Below are 15622 nucleotides of genomic sequence, written 5' to 3' on the forward strand. Positions count from 1 at the left end.
CCGAAATTAACTCTCGGCGTACGATAGTCGAATTTATTGCCGGCACCAATCCTACTTTTGTATTTTGCGCTCTTCACAAAAATAACCAGGATGATCAAGGAAAATATATCTGCAATTTCGATTTGTTTACCGTTGTATGTTTTAATGTGTTTTCATGCTGAATACCTCAATGCCCAAGTGCCTTCGGAAGCCCGGCTTTTGAGGTTTCCTGCAGTACACGATAATCGTATCGTTTTTTCTTATGCAGGGGATTTGTATCAGGTTTCGAAATCGGGCGGCGTTGCCCGCAAGCTCACCAGTGATGTCGGCTTTGAAATGTTTCCACGATTCTCTCCGGATGGTTCAGATATTGCATTTACCGGTCAATTTGAGGGAAACACCGAAGTATTTGTAATACCTTCTAACGGAGGAATTCCACTACGGTTAACATATACTGCAACTTTGGGCAGGGATGATATCTCTGATCGAATGGGTCCAAATAATATTGTAATGACATGGAAGGATAACAACCATATTATTTACCGCTCCCGAAAGCAATCCTTTAATGATTTCCAGGGACAATTATATTCTGTAAATATAAAAGGCGGCTTATCACAGGAACTGCCTTTTTCTTTAGCAGGCTGGTGTTCTTATTCACCTGATGGAAAGCAACTTGCCATGAACCGTGTTTTTCGTGAATTCCGCACATGGAAATATTACCGGGGCGGTATGGCTGATGACATCTGGATATTTGACCTTTCTTCTAAACAATGGCAAAATATAACTAATAACGATGCTCAGGATATAGAACCAATGTGGAGCGGAAATAAGATCTATTATCTCAGTGACCGTGATCGCACCATGAATTTATTTGTGTTTGATGTAACCAATAAGCAAACACGCAAGGTTACTAATTACACAGATTTCGATATAAAATTTCCTTCTTTAGGTGATAAGAATATTGTATTTGAGAAGGGCGGATATCTCTATAATTTGAATCTCGACAATGAAGAAATTAACCAGGTACATATTCAAATGGATAATGATTATGAACAATGGAGCCACCCGGAAATGATTGATGCTTCAAAGTTTATTGAAGGATGGGATTTAGCACCTGATGCCAAACGACTTTCTTTTGTAGCACGCGGTGATGTATTCACCGTTCCGGCTGAATCAGGGATTACCCGGAATTTAACTCAATCAAATAGCAGCCATGACCGGGATGCAGTTTGGAGTCCCGACCGAAAATGGATTGCCTATACAAGTGATGCAAGCGGCGAGGATGAAATATACCTCCGCCATCAGGATGGAAGTGGCGATGAAGTACGCATAACCACAAATGGAGACAACTATAAATACCACCTCACCTGGAGCCCGGATAGTAAAAAAATTTTATGGTCAGACCGAAAGCAAACCTTACAATATGTAACCGTCGATTCAAAACAAATTACCCAGGTAGATCATTCTGGTATTGGAGAATTCAATAATTATGACTGGTCTCCTGACAGTAAATGGATCTGCTATGTGCATCCCGAATGGCAAACGCAAAACCGTATTTTTTTATATAATCTTGTAACTAAGGTTTCAACTCCTGTTACCGATAACTGGTATAATTCGTATGAGCCCAGCTTTACAAAAGATGGAAAATATTTAATGCTGATATCTGACCGGGAATTTAATCCCACCTTCAGTAACACTGAATTCCAGATTTCATACCAAAACATGAGCAAGGTGTATCTAATCACGCTTCTAAAAGAAACACCATCTCCTTTTGCACCTGAAAATGATGAAGTGGAAAACCAGGAACCGGCAACTATAGAAAGGTCTGATGTGTCTCCAAATAAAAATGCAAGTAAACCGAAAACAGACAAGTCTAAAACTGCGAAAAGCGAACATACATCTGTCAGCCATGATATTAAGGTTGACCTGGATGGAATAATGAATCGAATAATTTCATTGCCTATAGAACCGGCCCAGTATAATAATATTCAGAATTCAGGTGATAATATTTACTATCTCAGAAGTAAGGCGGGGGAAGACGGAACCACGCTTTTGGTATTTAAAATAAAGGATAAAAAAGAGGAGACATTGGGCCCAATCGATAATTTTCAAATTTCCGCGGATGGGAAAAAAATGGCCATTGAAAAGAGCAGGAATTATTCAGTAATTGACCTTCCTCAATCCAAAATTACTACTGATAAAAATGTGGATCTGAGCAATTTGAAGATCTGGGCAAATCACCATTCAGAATACGCAGAAATATTTAATGAAAGCTGGAGGCAGATGAGGGATTTTTTTTACAACCCCACTATGAACGGTGTTGACTGGAATTCTATGAAAATTAAGTACGGAGCATTAATACCGTATGTAAATCATAGGGCAGATCTTACTTATGTTATCGGTGAAATGATCGCCGAATTGAGTATAGGCCATGCCTACGTTGGAGGAGGTGATAAGCCAGAAGTGAAAAAAATACCAATGGGTTTATTAGGAGCCAAACTGATGAAGGATTCTGTTAGCGGCTATTTTAAAATTATTAAAATTCTACAGGGTGGAAACTGGAGCAGTGACTTGCGTTCTCCTTTAACTGAAGTAGGAGTAAATGCCAAACCAGGTGATTACATCATCGCTGTAAATGGAGCCCCAGCTAATCAAATGAATGATATTTATGTATCCCTTATTAACCAGGCTAATAAGCAAGTGGAAATAACCCTTAACAGTAAGCCGGTAATACAAGGTAGCCGCAAAGTAATAGTTACGCCTGTTGCCGATGAGAAAAATTTATATTACTTCAATTGGGTGGAGCATAACATCCATTATGTGGATTCTGTCTCCCATGGAAAAGTAGGATACCTGCATATACCAAATATGGGAGTGGAAGGACTAAACGAATTTATGAGGCACTATTACCCACAGCTAAATAAAAAAGCTTTAATCGTAGATGATCGGGGTAATGGAGGAGGTTTTGTTTCCTCTTTGGTTGCGCAGCGATTAGCATTAAGCCTGGTCTATTTCAATATGGCACGCAATCAAATGGGCGGCACGGATCCTCAAATGATTTTAGGCCCTAAGGCATTACTTGTAAATGAATATTCGGCTTCTGACGGAGATATTATTGCTTACCGTTTTAAAGCCCTTAAAATTGGTCCGGTGATAGGAAAAAGAACCTGGGGCGGGGTTACCGGTATTCGCGGCACCTTACCTATCGTAGATGGTGGATTTTTAAACCGGCCTGAGTTTGGACCTTATGACTCAACAGGTTTCTTAATTGAAGGGCATGGAGTAGATCCTGATATTTCTGTGGATCAGGACCCTGCTCTTGAGTACCTGGGAATCGATCAACAGCTCGATAAAGGAATACAAGTAGTTATGGACATGCTCAAATCGCACGAGCAGACAGTTCCGGATATTCCAAAATTTCCTGATAAGTCAAAATAGGATTACGTTAGTTCCGGAAGAAGAACAGATACATAATAAAACGGTATGAAAGATGATTCAAAAGTGCAATTACATAAGTCTTTGCTTTCCGATAAATTCCTATTTTCACACCTTATAAAGTTGTTCAGAAGGCAAGAATTTAAAATGTTAATTTTTTTATCACAATAGTGCTGCTTCCTGAATAATAAAGACTTCAAAAGTTAATTAATGGATTTAAAAGAAATACAAGAGCTTATTAAGCTTCTTAATAAATTTAATATATCGGAGATAAGGCTGGAGCAGGATAATTTCAAGCTTACTCTTCGTACACACGACCCTCACAGCTTATTACCTTATATAAAACCGGAAGGAAATACACTTTCTCAGCCAGCTGCTGTTACTCAGCAACCCGCTCCTGCATTTCCTGCTTTTCAACCTGAAAAGGAAGCAGGCACAAAGGCAGATATATCAAACACTGAATCAAGATTAATTACTATTAAATCGCCTATGATTGGCACATTTTACAGATCAACTACTCCCGAAAAACCTTCTTTTGTAAATATCGGGGATGAAATCAAACAAGGTACTGTACTATGTATCATTGAAGCAATGAAACTCTTTAATGAAATTGAGAGCGAGCATTCGGGAAGAATCGTCAAGATATTAGTGGAGAATGCAAAGCCTGTTGAATATGATCAGCCTTTATTTCTAATTGAGCCTATTTAGACCAGGTTTTACATTGCATTATTCCCATACCTAAATAATGATTCTTGACTAAGAAAAGAAAGTTTAATAAGATACTCATAGCTAACCGGGGCGAAATTGCCTTGCGTGTAATTCGCACCTGCAAGGAAATGGGTATTAAAACAGTAAGTATTTATTCCACTGCCGATCGTGAAAGCCTGCACGTAAAATTTGCTGATGAAGCGGTTTGTATAGGGCCACCCCCCAGCAGGGAATCCTACTTAAATATGGCCAAGATTATGGCTGCTGCCGAAATTACAGGGGCGGATGCCATACATCCCGGGTATGGTTTTCTGGCAGAGAATGAAAAGTTCGCAGAAATCTGCGGAGAATACGGTATTAAATTTATTGGCCCCACACCGCACCAGATTTCAATGATGGGCGATAAGATCACTGCTAAGGATACTATGAAGAAGGCGGAAGTGCCGGTAATTCCCGGAAGTGAAGGTCTGTTGGAAGATATCAAGGAAGGCAAAAAACTCGCAAAAAAAATTACGTACCCTGTAATTCTAAAAGCTACGGCCGGCGGCGGCGGTAAGGGGATGCGGATCGTTTGGGAGGAAAAAGAATTTGAAAATGCCTTTGCAATGGCTCGCACAGAGGCGGGCGCCGCTTTCGGAAATGATGGTGTATATATGGAAAAATATGTAGAGGAGCCACGGCATATCGAAATCCAGGTGGCAGGGGACCAATATGGGAAAGCCTGCCATCTTTCAGAACGCGACTGCTCTATTCAGCGTCGTCATCAAAAGTTAACAGAAGAAAGCCCTTCACCATTTGTTACGCAGGAGCTTCGTGAAAAAATGGGTCAGGCAGCCATTAAGGCCTGCAAAGCAATTGACTATGAAGGAGTAGGTACCGTAGAGTTCCTCGTGGATAAATACAGGAACTTTTATTTTATGGAAATGAACACTCGTATCCAGGTAGAACATCCGGTAACTGAAGAAGTAATTAATTTCGACCTTATTAAAGAGCAGATTAAAATCGCTATGGGGGAGCCTATATCGGGTAAAAATTATTTCCCGGCAATGCATGCTATTGAATGTCGGATTAATGCAGAAGACCCTTATTCCGAATTTCGGCCAAGTCCTGGAAAAATCACAACCCTTCATACACCCGGAGGCCATGGAGTGCGTATTGATTCTCACATTTATGCAGGTTATATAATACCTCCATATTATGATTCATTGATAGCTAAGATTATAACTATGGCACAAACGCGTATCGAAGCTATTGAAACGATGGAAAGGGCATTGAGCGAATATGTAATAGAGGGTATTAAAACAACAATACCTTTTCACCTTGCATTAATGAAAGACAAAAATTTCAGAGAGGGAAATTTTAATACCGCCTTTATAAATACATTTAAATTTCAATAAGCTGCAAGGAGTTTTGAGCCGGATAATATTTTATCAATTGATATGCGAAAACTCTAATTCATTACTCTTTTAATCTCTCTTATTAATTCATGAATTTTAAATGGTTTGCTCAGATAGCCATCCATACCCGCCTTCAGATATTTTTCACGGTCACCAGCCATAGCATATGCTGTCACGGCAATAATTTTAGGGCTGTTTTCCTGCAATAAATTCTTTACTTTTTGAGTAGTTTCCTCGCCCCCCAATTCCGGCATTTGTATATCCATTAATATGAGATCATAATTTTTTTCCACAATAGCATAAAGCACTTCATTCCCATCTGCAACTATATCAGGACTGTAGCCTTGCAATTCTAAAATGCTTACCAATAATTTTTGATTTATAACATTGTCTTCAGCAACTAAAATGGAAAGAGGCAGTTGGTCGCTTAAATGGGATACAGTGGGTTGGGTTCGCTCAAGTGTTGGGGGTTTATAGTTCATTCGGTGCAGTTTAAATTTTGTACTTACTGATGCCGGTTTATAATTATTTAATTCGTTCTGATTACTATTGGTATATCATATTTTTGTTCAGGAAATATGAAATGCCTTTTTAACCTGAGGGATATAATCCAATTTTTCCCATGTAAACAACTCTACTTCACGTTCCTTTAATTTCCCATTTTTTCCAATAGAAATTTTTGCTTTCACCGGCTCTTTTCCCATATGGCCATAAGCTGCGGTTTTAATGTAAATAGGATTTCTCAATTTAAGTCTTTCCACAATAGCATACGGGCGCATGTCAAAGATTGTTTGTACAATTTCTGCTATTTTACTATCACTCATTATATTTCCTGATTCATCTTTCACTTTTGCAGTACCAAATGTAGTTACGTATAAACCTACCGGCTTTGATATGCCAATAGCATAAGCAACCTGCACCTGAACCTGGTCAGCTATCCCGGAAGCCACCAGGTTTTTTGCGATATGCCGAGCAGCATAAGCTGCTGACCGGTCTACTTTAGAGGGATCTTTTCCTGAAAAAGCGCCACCACCGTGGGCGCTTTTACCTCCATAGGTATCTACAATTATTTTCCTGCCTGTTAATCCGGTATCACCGTGCGGACCACCAATCACAAATTTGCCTGTGGGATTAATGTAAAATTTTATATCACTGCCAAAGAGTTTCGAAATGCGCCTTGGTAAATTTTTTATCATTCGTGGAAGCAAGTATCTCTGAATATCTCCAGCAATTTCTTTCTGCATTTTCTCATCGGAATCAAATTCATCGTGCTGGGCAGAAATTACAATAGTATCAATGCGGAGAGGTTTGTGATCATCACTGTATTCAATAGTAACCTGCGCTTTCGCATCGGGCCTCAGGTATTTCATAATTTTTTGCTCTCTCCTGATTTTTGCTAATTCTATTAAAATTCTATGCGCAAGGTCAAGTGCAAGCGGCATGTAGTTATCGGTTTCATTGGTAGCGTAACCGAACATCATTCCTTGATCCCCGGCACCTTGATCCTCTTTCCTTTCACGCATTACCCCCTGGTTAATCTCCGCAGATTGCTCATGTATGGTGCTTATAATGCCGCATGAATCCGCATCAAACATATACTCTGATTTGGTGTAACCTATAGAGCGGATAACCTCACGGGCTACCTTTTGTATATCTATATAAGCTTTAGATTTAACTTCGCCGCCAATCACTACCAGCCCGGTAGTTACAAATGTTTCGCAGGCAACTTTAGAATCGGGATCGGTTTTTAAAAATTCATCAAGAATTGCATCTGAAATCTGATCGGCTACTTTATCCGGATGTCCTTCGGAAACTGATTCCGAAGTAAAGAGATATGACATTTATACGGGAATTTATTGAAGATTGCAAAGATAGCGGATGAATTTTAAAGTATCCGATCATTATTTAAGCCGCCGGGGAGCATAAGTTCACATAAAGGTGATTGTGCAAAAAATGAACTAATTCATTCCATGATTCTTCTTAAAAATTTAAATTTGCAGAATTGACTACCTCTGAGAAAATTCCTGCAATACTTTTATTGGAAGATAACTCCGTTTACTATGGTTTTTCTAATGGAAGAGGTATTACTGCAGGTGAGATTTGTTTTAATACCGGAATGACGGGATATCAGGAAATTTTTACAGATCCATCTTACTTTGGGCAGATCCTTATTGCTACACACGTCCATATAGGGAATTATGGAGTAAATCACCTTGAAGCTCAGTCTGCCTCCATAAAAATCTCGGGGTTAGTTTGCAAGACTTTTAATTCCTTTTCTTCACGCATTCAGTCAGATGGATCAATAGAAAACTATTTTATAAAACAAAACAAGATTGCTATTGAAGGCATCGATACGCGTTCACTGGTGCGCCACATTCGCAGTCGTGGTGCTATGAATGCAATAATTTCTTCCGAAATATCCGATGTTCCTGCATTAAAAAATAGACTTAATGAAGTTCCTTCTATGAAAGGATTGGAATTGTCGTCTGTGATTTCCACTCATGAACCCTATGAAGCGGGAGATAAGAGTTCACAATTGAAAGTGGCGGCACTCGATTTGGGTATCAAGCAAAATATTCTTGATTGTATGGTAGCCCGTGGAATTCACGTAAAGGTATTTCCTGCAAGAACGTCTTACAAAGAGATGAAATCTTTTGAGGCTAACGGCTATTTTATTTCTAACGGCCCCGGTGATCCTGCTGCAATGGAATATGCAGTGGATACTGTAAAGGATATTTTAAATGATAATCAGCCGCTTTTTGGTATCTGTCTCGGTCATCAGTTACTGGCACTGGCCAATAATATTCCAACCTTTAAAATGCATCATGGACACCGCGGGCTCAATCATCCGGTAAAGAATTTAATCAGTGGCCGTTGTGAAATCACTTCTCAAAACCACGGCTTTGGGGTAGATCCTGAAGCCATAAGGCAGTCGCCCGATATTGAAATAACCCATATAAATTTAAATGACCGTTCTATAGAAGGGTTAAGAATGAAAAATAAGCCTGCATTTTCCGTTCAGTATCATCCTGAATCAGCGCCAGGACCTCATGACAGCAGGTATTTATTTGACGAATTTGTGGAAATGATGAAATCGTAATGCTTTCCCATTCTGTAGGAATTATTTAAAAAGTGCTTGCAAAACATTTCAATTGCTTATGATAAATTTAGGCAAACCACTCTATAATCCTTTTTTAAGTTTATTCTTTTTCTCTTCCGAAAAATTCCATATATCGCAGAGCCGCTTCCGCTCATCGAGGCATATATTGCTCCCTGATCATACAGTTGAGTTTTTATGCTTTCTATTTCCGGAAATTTTTGGAAAATCACCTCTTCAAAATCATTATTTAAATATTGTTTCCATTCTTGAATAGGTAACTGGGCGGCAGTTATTGGGGAATGATTTTTTTCAGAAGAAAATATGATATCTCTTTTAATGGTTCGGTTTTCGGATAATGCAGTGTAAGCCAGTGATGTGCTTAGTATTATTCCAGGATAAACAACTACTATAAAAAAACCGGATAAATCAAGATTAACCGGTGTCAGCTGTTCGCCTTTTCCTGTAGCTATACATGGTCGATTTTCAATAAAGAAGGGACAGTCTGTTCCGAGCTGTAAGGCAAATTGCTGAAGGCTGCTTAACGGTATTTTCAGATCAAAAAACTGGTTAAGCATTTTTAACATGAAAGCTGCATCTGCAGATCCTCCACCGAGTCCTGCGCCTTGGGGTATATTTTTGAGAAGGAATATTTTTACAATAGGGATATTAAATCTGGTTTTTAATAGCTTATATGCTTTAACGCATAAATTATCTTCTGGTCTTCCATCTATTTGTATTCCAGCCGTTTCAAAAGAAAATTCGTTAGCAGCAACCATTTCCAGTGAATCAAACCAGTTGATGGGATAGAGGATGCTTTCCAGGTTGTGATAACCGTCTTGCCGTTTATCAAAAATCTTTAATCCAAGGTTGATCTTACAGTTAGGGAATGAAATCATATCGACAATAAAAGTAAAACGTCGAATGCAAAAAGGAGATCAGGCTGTCAGTTAAATTTTATCCGCTTGATTAAATAAGGTACCAGTATCTGGCGAAATCCCAAATTAATGTCAGCTTCTGCAAAATCTATTTTGTATTGACCACATCGAAGCTTAAGCAATTCATAAAAAGCATTTATCTGCTTTATGTATAATTCTTTAACTCTATTGGGTGTAAGTTTTACCTGTTCGCCGGTTTCTAAATCCACAAAGCGATATGGACGATTAGCGAATTCAAATTCCAGCTCTTTTGATTTATCCAGAACATGAAATAAAATTACTTCATGCTTGTTATGCTTAAGATGCTGCAATGCTGAAAAGATGGAACTCGCCTCGTCACTTTCAGCAGTAACGTTTTCAAACATATCACTAAATATGATTACCAGCGACCGACGATGTATTTTCTCTGCCACTTCATGCAGGCATGCTGCGGCATTGGTCATTTTTTTACCGGGATCTCTGTCCATTAATTGCTGTAAGGAAGTAAGCAACAGCCTGTTGTGAACAGAACTTGATTTTACTTCACTTTGCTGTTCTACCTGGTTTGAAAAAATAGTAAGCCCGAATGCGTCGCGCTGTTTTTTTAGCAGCTGCATGATAGACGCAGCTGCGATACAGGAAAAATCAATTTTACGTTGACTGCTTTGCTGTTCTTTTTCATCCGGGAAGTACATAGAAGAGGAGGCATCTAATACTAACTGGCAACGGAGATTGGTTTCTTCCTCAAATCGTTTTACATATAGCCTATCAGTACGTGCAAAAACTTTCCAGTCAATATTCCTGGTGGCTTCACCTGCATTGTAAAGTCGATGTTCAGCAAACTCAACAGAAAAGCCATGAAAAGGACTTTTATGAAGGCCTGTTAAAAATCCTTCCACTACCTGGTTTGCAAGCAATTCTAAACTTTGAATCCTTCCCGCTTCATTTATAAATTCGGGCTGTTTTTCCAAGAAATTATTTTAGAGTTAAACGCATACTCAAAAGTAATCTTTTGTAAAGGCAATATTTATCACCTTACCTTTCATGCCTTTCAGGTAGCTGAAAATTTATGCTGAAGACAATCCGAAGTAAGTATTTTCAAGAGCACTACCAGATTACCGTATTACTCATTATCTCTTCCTTATATTCTATTGCATTAGAACTTTTAAGAATTTACCTGAGCGGGCATAAAAATTATTTTTATTTTATCTGGAACCTGTTCCTCGCCTGGGTTCCATATTTAATCAGCATGTATCTTCCCATAACTTACTATAAGCTGAAAATAAAAATAATCGCTTATTTTCTTTTAGTTATCTGGTTTTTATTCTGGCCCAATTCACCTTACATTATTACCGATCTGCTGCATTTAAATGCTAAACAAAATATTCCTTTGTGGTTTGATTTGTGCTTGATTTTATCATTTGCATGGACGGGATTAATGCTTGGATTCACTTCCTTAATTGAGATTCAGAATTTAATACGTAAACGCTTTAACCGAGTTATAGCCTGGACTTTTTCAATAGTTACTATTCTTACCGGAAGCTTAGGTATATATATTGGAAGATATGTACGCCTCAACACATGGGATGTAGTAGCTAATCCTATGAGAGTATACTTCGATATTGCAAAAAATTTCAATACGCATATGATGCGGACAGAAACTTTAGGGATGGTAATACTTTATGGAATTTTTTTACTGATAGGATACCTGACAATAAAAATTATTATCAAAATCCCTGACCGTATGGCTTTATAAAATATAAAATAAAAGAACTCCTTCGCGTAAGCAAAGGAGTTCTTTGTTGTAATTTATTTATAAATGTGTCTTTAACTTATTTTCCAATACAGATTTTGGTACTACACCAACCTGCTTATCAACAAGAGCGCCATTTTTAAAAAATAAAATGGTGGGAATGCTGCGGATGCCAAATTGCATAGCAGTTTCAGGGTTATCATCAACATTTACTTTGCCAATAATTACTTTGCCATCGTATTCATGCGATAATTCTTCTACTACCGGTCCTATCATCCTGCAGGGGCCACACCATTCTGCCCAAAAATCTACCAGTGCTACCTTGCCGGAATTAATCACGGTTTCTTTAAAGTTCGTATCAGTCAATTGTAAAGCCATTTGAAGTTTTTTTAGTGATATAAGTATTGAAACAATGAAAATTTTTTAAAGTTCGGACATAGTTATTAAAAATTATTATAATTTCATTTACTTTAAACTCATTCTTCTAAATCCTTATTCCTCAAGTTTTTGCTTCAAACGAAAATGGGGAGGCTTTTTATCAGGGGCTAGCTCAATAAGCCCTTTGCTTTCAAGATCCTGTTTTACTTTGTCAAAATAGTTTTGAAAATCACTGGAAAAGAGCTCATGGATTTCTTTTTTTGTTTCGGTTTCTAACTTGGCGCCGGAAATTTCATCACGACGCCAGATTACAGTTACTATAGCCTGCCGCATCAAATCAATTTTTTCAGGGAGAAAGTTAAATGCAGTATTTTTTTTATTAATTATTTTTTCTGAAGGATTCTTAGATTTTATGGGAACGGAAATATTTTTCTTCATACTCAAGCGCTAAGATCGATAACTTATTAATAGACATTCAATTTAACTTAATATCCAACTGAGGACAACTTCTGATTTCGCTCATAAATTCCTCACTAAGGTTTACGCCTCCCTTCTGTGCGTTGAAACAAAGAGAAAAGTTATCAACCGCATCATTTATCCGGATGGAAAATGGATAATTTCCCTTGTAATGATTAAACCAGTTTTCCATTTTTAAAATCAGATCATCTGAAATATCTGACAGGCCAATGTCGAGAGTTATTTTTTTTGTTAATTTTTCACGCACTTCCTGAAGCAGCTGCATAGATGAGATCTTTAATTCATACCGGTCGTCTCCTGCATACCGGAGCTGGTATTTACCCTTTATAAAAAGTAAATTACCTTTTTCAATAAGATATTTAGACCTTAAATAGTCTTCTCCATGGAGTACCATTTCCGATGAACCACTAAAATCTTCTGCACTAAAAACACAAAAGGGTTTACCATATTTATTCATCTTTTGTTCTACAGAAGTTATCACACCTGCAATGGCTACTTCCTGGTTCTTGTAGCTTTCCAATTCATTCAGAGAGCAGGAACAAAAGTTTTCAATCTCGAGTTTGTAATCCTCCAGAGGATGACCAGACAGGTACACACCGGTTACCTCTTTTTCCTTCCCAAGCTTTTCAATAGGGGACCACTTTTCTATTTTCGGCAAAGACGGTATTGCCATTTCACTATGGATGAAATCACTAAAAAGTGATTGAATATTCAAATCAGGTTTTATTTGTTCGCTATTACCAATCTTGATTGCTTTTTCAATCACTGAAATATTTTCACCTCCCATTATCGTAAAATATTGAGCCCGGTGTGTGTTCTCAAAACAATCGAAAGCGCCTGCCATTGCCAAAGCTTCCAACCCTTTTTTATTCAATGCCCGCAAGCTGACCCGCTTAGTTAAATCAAATATATTTTTAAATGCACCTTTTTTTCTTTCCTCAACAATTGCGCAGCCTGCAGCCTCTCCCATACGCTTGATTGCTAACAGGGAAAAACGGATTTCTCCTTTTTTATTTGCTGTAAATTTTACATCGCTTTCATTTATGTCAGGTCCAAGGGTTTTGATTTGCATTCTTTTAGCCTCATTCAAATAATGCTGTATATTATCTGTAGAGCCCATGTAATTTGAAAGCGTGGCAGCCATGAACTCAGCGGGATAGTTTGCTTTAAGATAAGCAGTCTGATAAGCAATGATTGCATACCCGGCAGAATGGGAACGGTTAAAACCGTATTCTGCAAACTTTTCCATGGTAGTAAATATCTCATCTGCCGCTTTTGGATCGATTCTTTTTTTCTTTGCACCCTCTACGAAAACGATCCGTTGCTTTTGCATTTCTGAAAGAATTTTCTTACCCATTGCTTTCCGCAACAGATCCGCAGACCCCAGGGTGTAATCTGCCATAACCTGTGCCACCTGCATAATCTGCTCCTGATACACCATTATGCCATAAGTAGGCTTAAGAATATCTTCCAGCAATGGATGTGGGTACGAGATTTTTTTCCTTCCATGTTTTCGCTCTATAAATTCCGGAATATTATTCATTGGCCCCGGGCGGTATAATGCGTTCATTGCAATAAGATCTTCAATGTGGGTACATTTAAGATCCTTCAGGTATTTGCGCATACCTGCCGATTCAAATTGAAATATTCCTATGGTTTCTGCTCTTTGAAAAAGCTCAAAAGTTTTAGCATCATCAAGTGGAATATTTTCAAGGTCAATTGTAATGTTATGATTCAGCTGAATACCTGCAATAGCATCTTTAAGAATAGATAAGGTTCTAAGGCCAAGGAAATCCATCTTCAGCAAACCTGCATCTTCAATTAATTTACCCTCATACTGGGTTACCAGCAGTTCGGAATCCTTGGAATGGATAACGGGCACATATTCCCGTATATCTGTGGGTGCAATGATGATTCCGGCAGCGTGAATACCATGATGACGCGTGCATCCCTCCAAAGTTTGAGCAATTTTAAGTGTTTTTTTTATGAGCATTTCAGGGCTATTGCGCATTTCCGATAATTCCCTTACTTCAGAGAAAGCACGCTCGAAAGTCATTCCCGGCATTTCCGGAATAAGTTTGGCAATCCTGTTTGATTCAGTCAGTGGCAAGCCCAGCACTCTTGCTACATCTCGCACTCCGGTTTTTGGCCCCATAGTACCGAATGTGATGATTTGAGCTACCTGGTTCTGCCCATATTTTTTAACCACATAATCAATTACCTTTTGCCGGCCCACATCGTCAAAATCAATATCCATATCGGGCATTGATATTCGTTCGGGATTTAAAAATCTTTCAAACAGCAGGTTATATTTCAGCGGATCTACATTTGTAATTCCTATGCAATAAGCTACTGCTGAACCTGCAGCGGATCCCCGGCCGGGGCCAACCCACACACCAAGCTCACGTGCTGCATTTATAAAATCCTGTACTATAAGAAAATAACCCGCAAAGCCGGTAGTTTTAATAATTTGCAACTCATAATTCAAGCGTTCTCTCACCTTGTCATTCCCTTCATTATAACGGTTCCTGGCTCCTTGCCATGCAAGATGTTCAAGGAATTCCTGATTGGAAGAAAAACCTTCAGGTAAGGGAAAATTTGGAAGTAATATATTTTTTCTCAGATCCAGCTTCTCGATTTTCGAAACTACTTCCATGGTATTGTCCAGTGCTTCCGGAATATCCCGGAAACATTCTTCCATTTGCAGTTTTGATTTAAAGAAAAACTGGTCGTTGGAAAAACGCATCCGATTCTGGTCATTAAGTAACCTATTGGTCTGAAGACACAATAGTATATCCTGGGCTTCTGCATCTTCCCGGTTAACGTAGTGTGAATCATTGGTAGCTATTACCTTAACCCTATATTTTCTTGCAAAGCGCAGCAGCACTTGGTTTACCTTATCCTGTTCTGGAATACCGTGGCGTTGTAATTCCACATAATAATCTTCACCAAAAACATCCAGCCATTGAACAAAAATCTTTTCAGCATCTTCTTCACTTTTATATAATATGTATTGCGGAATAATTCCTGCAAGACAACAGGTAGAAGCTATCAAACCTTCATGGTGTTGCTTAATTAGCGCGATGTCAATTCTGGGATTGTAATAATACCCCTCCATAAAACCAATTGAGCATAACTTCATCAGGTTTTTATAGCCTACCTCATTCTTTGCTAAGAGTATCTGATGAAATGATTTTTTACCTCGGGTTCCGTCTTCATCGTTTCCAAAGCCACTTATCAATTCTTTTTTATGATGGTCGGGCACCAGATAAAATTCGCAACCAACAACAGGCAGAATATTTTTTTTGTTTGCTTCTTTTACAAATTCGAAAACACCAAACATATTACCGTGATCGGTAATGGCAATAGCTTTCATTTCCTCAGCCACAGCCTTATCTATAAGAGTGGAAATATCTGCTGCTCCGTCAAGAAGAGAATATTGTGTGTGGCAATGTAAGTGGCAGAAATCGGGCATTAATAT

At 38.4% G+C, this 15622-nt stretch carries 12 protein-coding genes; 5 read left to right on the forward strand and 7 right to left on the reverse strand.

The features are described 5' to 3' along the window. The first annotated feature begins 144 nt into the window (after window positions 1–144). From H0W62_00480 to accC, 3 genes are all read left to right on the forward strand, one after another. On the forward strand, window positions 145–3417 hold the full coding sequence (locus H0W62_00480) for a PD40 domain-containing protein (protein MBA3647021.1): 3273 nt from the start codon (window positions 145–147) through the stop codon (window positions 3415–3417). 207 nt (window positions 3418–3624) lie between these two features. Further along, window positions 3625–4122, forward strand: a complete 498-nt coding sequence (gene accB / locus H0W62_00485) for an acetyl-CoA carboxylase biotin carboxyl carrier protein (GenBank protein MBA3647022.1) — start codon at window positions 3625–3627, stop codon at window positions 4120–4122. A 44-nt stretch (window positions 4123–4166) separates the two neighbouring features. Continuing rightward, window positions 4167–5519, forward strand: coding sequence for an acetyl-CoA carboxylase biotin carboxylase subunit (gene accC, locus H0W62_00490; protein MBA3647023.1), 1353 nt, complete (start codon window positions 4167–4169; stop codon window positions 5517–5519). 53 nt (window positions 5520–5572) lie between these two features. On the opposite strand, the gene H0W62_00495 is transcribed toward accC, so the two are convergent. Both H0W62_00495 and H0W62_00500 read right to left on the reverse strand, forming a co-directional pair. Further along, window positions 5573–6001: a response regulator gene (locus H0W62_00495; GenBank protein MBA3647024.1), complete on the reverse strand. Its 429-nt coding sequence runs from the start codon at window positions 5999–6001 to the stop codon at window positions 5573–5575. A gap of 87 nt (window positions 6002–6088) precedes the next feature. Next, entirely contained in the window at window positions 6089–7360 is a 1272-nt protein-coding gene (locus H0W62_00500) for a methionine adenosyltransferase (GenBank protein MBA3647025.1), read from the reverse strand. A 161-nt stretch (window positions 7361–7521) separates the two neighbouring features. On the opposite strand from H0W62_00500, the gene carA reads away from it, so the two are divergent. After that, window positions 7522–8619 carry a glutamine-hydrolyzing carbamoyl-phosphate synthase small subunit gene (carA, locus tag H0W62_00505; GenBank protein ID MBA3647026.1) on the forward strand — a complete coding sequence of 366 codons (1098 nt, stop codon included), beginning with the start codon at window positions 7522–7524 and terminating at the stop codon, window positions 8617–8619. 56 nt (window positions 8620–8675) lie between these two features. Here the strand turns inward: carA and H0W62_00510 are convergent, their stop codons facing one another. Both H0W62_00510 and H0W62_00515 read right to left on the reverse strand, forming a co-directional pair. After that, the gene (locus H0W62_00510) at window positions 8676–9515 is read right to left on the reverse strand and encodes a 4-(cytidine 5'-diphospho)-2-C-methyl-D-erythritol kinase (GenBank protein MBA3647027.1); all 840 of its coding nucleotides are present in this window, start codon (window positions 9513–9515) and stop codon (window positions 8676–8678) included. 47 nt (window positions 9516–9562) lie between these two features. Then, on the reverse strand, window positions 9563–10483 hold the full coding sequence (locus H0W62_00515; protein ID MBA3647028.1) for a DUF58 domain-containing protein: 921 nt from the start codon (window positions 10481–10483) through the stop codon (window positions 9563–9565). 119 nt (window positions 10484–10602) lie between these two features. Between H0W62_00515 and H0W62_00520 the strand changes: the two genes are divergently transcribed. Next, the gene (locus H0W62_00520) at window positions 10603–11289 is read left to right on the forward strand and encodes a DUF1361 domain-containing protein (GenBank protein ID MBA3647029.1); all 687 of its coding nucleotides are present in this window, start codon (window positions 10603–10605) and stop codon (window positions 11287–11289) included. Between the two features lie 57 nt (window positions 11290–11346). On the opposite strand, the gene trxA is transcribed toward H0W62_00520, so the two are convergent. From trxA to dnaE, 3 genes are all read right to left on the reverse strand, one after another. Beyond that, window positions 11347–11664 carry a thioredoxin gene (gene trxA, locus H0W62_00525; GenBank protein ID MBA3647030.1) on the reverse strand — a complete coding sequence of 106 codons (318 nt, stop codon included), beginning with the start codon at window positions 11662–11664 and terminating at the stop codon, window positions 11347–11349. A gap of 114 nt (window positions 11665–11778) precedes the next feature. Next, on the reverse strand, window positions 11779–12102 hold the full coding sequence (locus tag H0W62_00530) for a hypothetical protein (protein MBA3647031.1): 324 nt from the start codon (window positions 12100–12102) through the stop codon (window positions 11779–11781). A 37-nt stretch (window positions 12103–12139) separates the two neighbouring features. Continuing rightward, the gene (gene dnaE, locus H0W62_00535; protein MBA3647032.1) at window positions 12140–15616 is read right to left on the reverse strand and encodes a DNA polymerase III subunit alpha; all 3477 of its coding nucleotides are present in this window, start codon (window positions 15614–15616) and stop codon (window positions 12140–12142) included. Between the last annotated feature and the right edge of the window lie 6 nt (window positions 15617–15622).

The organism is Chitinophagales bacterium (assembly GCA_013816805.1).
Taxonomy (GTDB): domain Bacteria; phylum Bacteroidota; class Bacteroidia; order Chitinophagales; family UBA10324; genus MGR-bin340.

Coding starts and splice junctions, on each gene's coding strand:
- H0W62_00520 (MBA3647029.1), top strand. CDS start 10,603: ATGCTGAAGACAATCCGAAGTAAGTATTTTCAAGAGCACTACCAGATT.
- accB (MBA3647022.1), top strand. CDS start 3,625: ATGGATTTAAAAGAAATACAAGAGCTTATTAAGCTTCTTAATAAATTT.
- H0W62_00530 (MBA3647031.1), bottom strand. CDS start 12,102: ATGAAGAAAAATATTTCCGTTCCCATAAAATCTAAGAATCCTTCAGAA.
- H0W62_00480 (MBA3647021.1), top strand. CDS start 145: ATGTGTTTTCATGCTGAATACCTCAATGCCCAAGTGCCTTCGGAAGCC.
- H0W62_00500 (MBA3647025.1), bottom strand. CDS start 7,360: ATGTCATATCTCTTTACTTCGGAATCAGTTTCCGAAGGACATCCGGAT.
- dnaE (MBA3647032.1), bottom strand. CDS start 15,616: ATGCCCGATTTCTGCCACTTACATTGCCACACACAATATTCTCTTCTT.
- trxA (MBA3647030.1), bottom strand. CDS start 11,664: ATGGCTTTACAATTGACTGATACGAACTTTAAAGAAACCGTGATTAAT.
- H0W62_00510 (MBA3647027.1), bottom strand. CDS start 9,515: ATGATTTCATTCCCTAACTGTAAGATCAACCTTGGATTAAAGATTTTT.
- H0W62_00495 (MBA3647024.1), bottom strand. CDS start 6,001: ATGAACTATAAACCCCCAACACTTGAGCGAACCCAACCCACTGTATCC.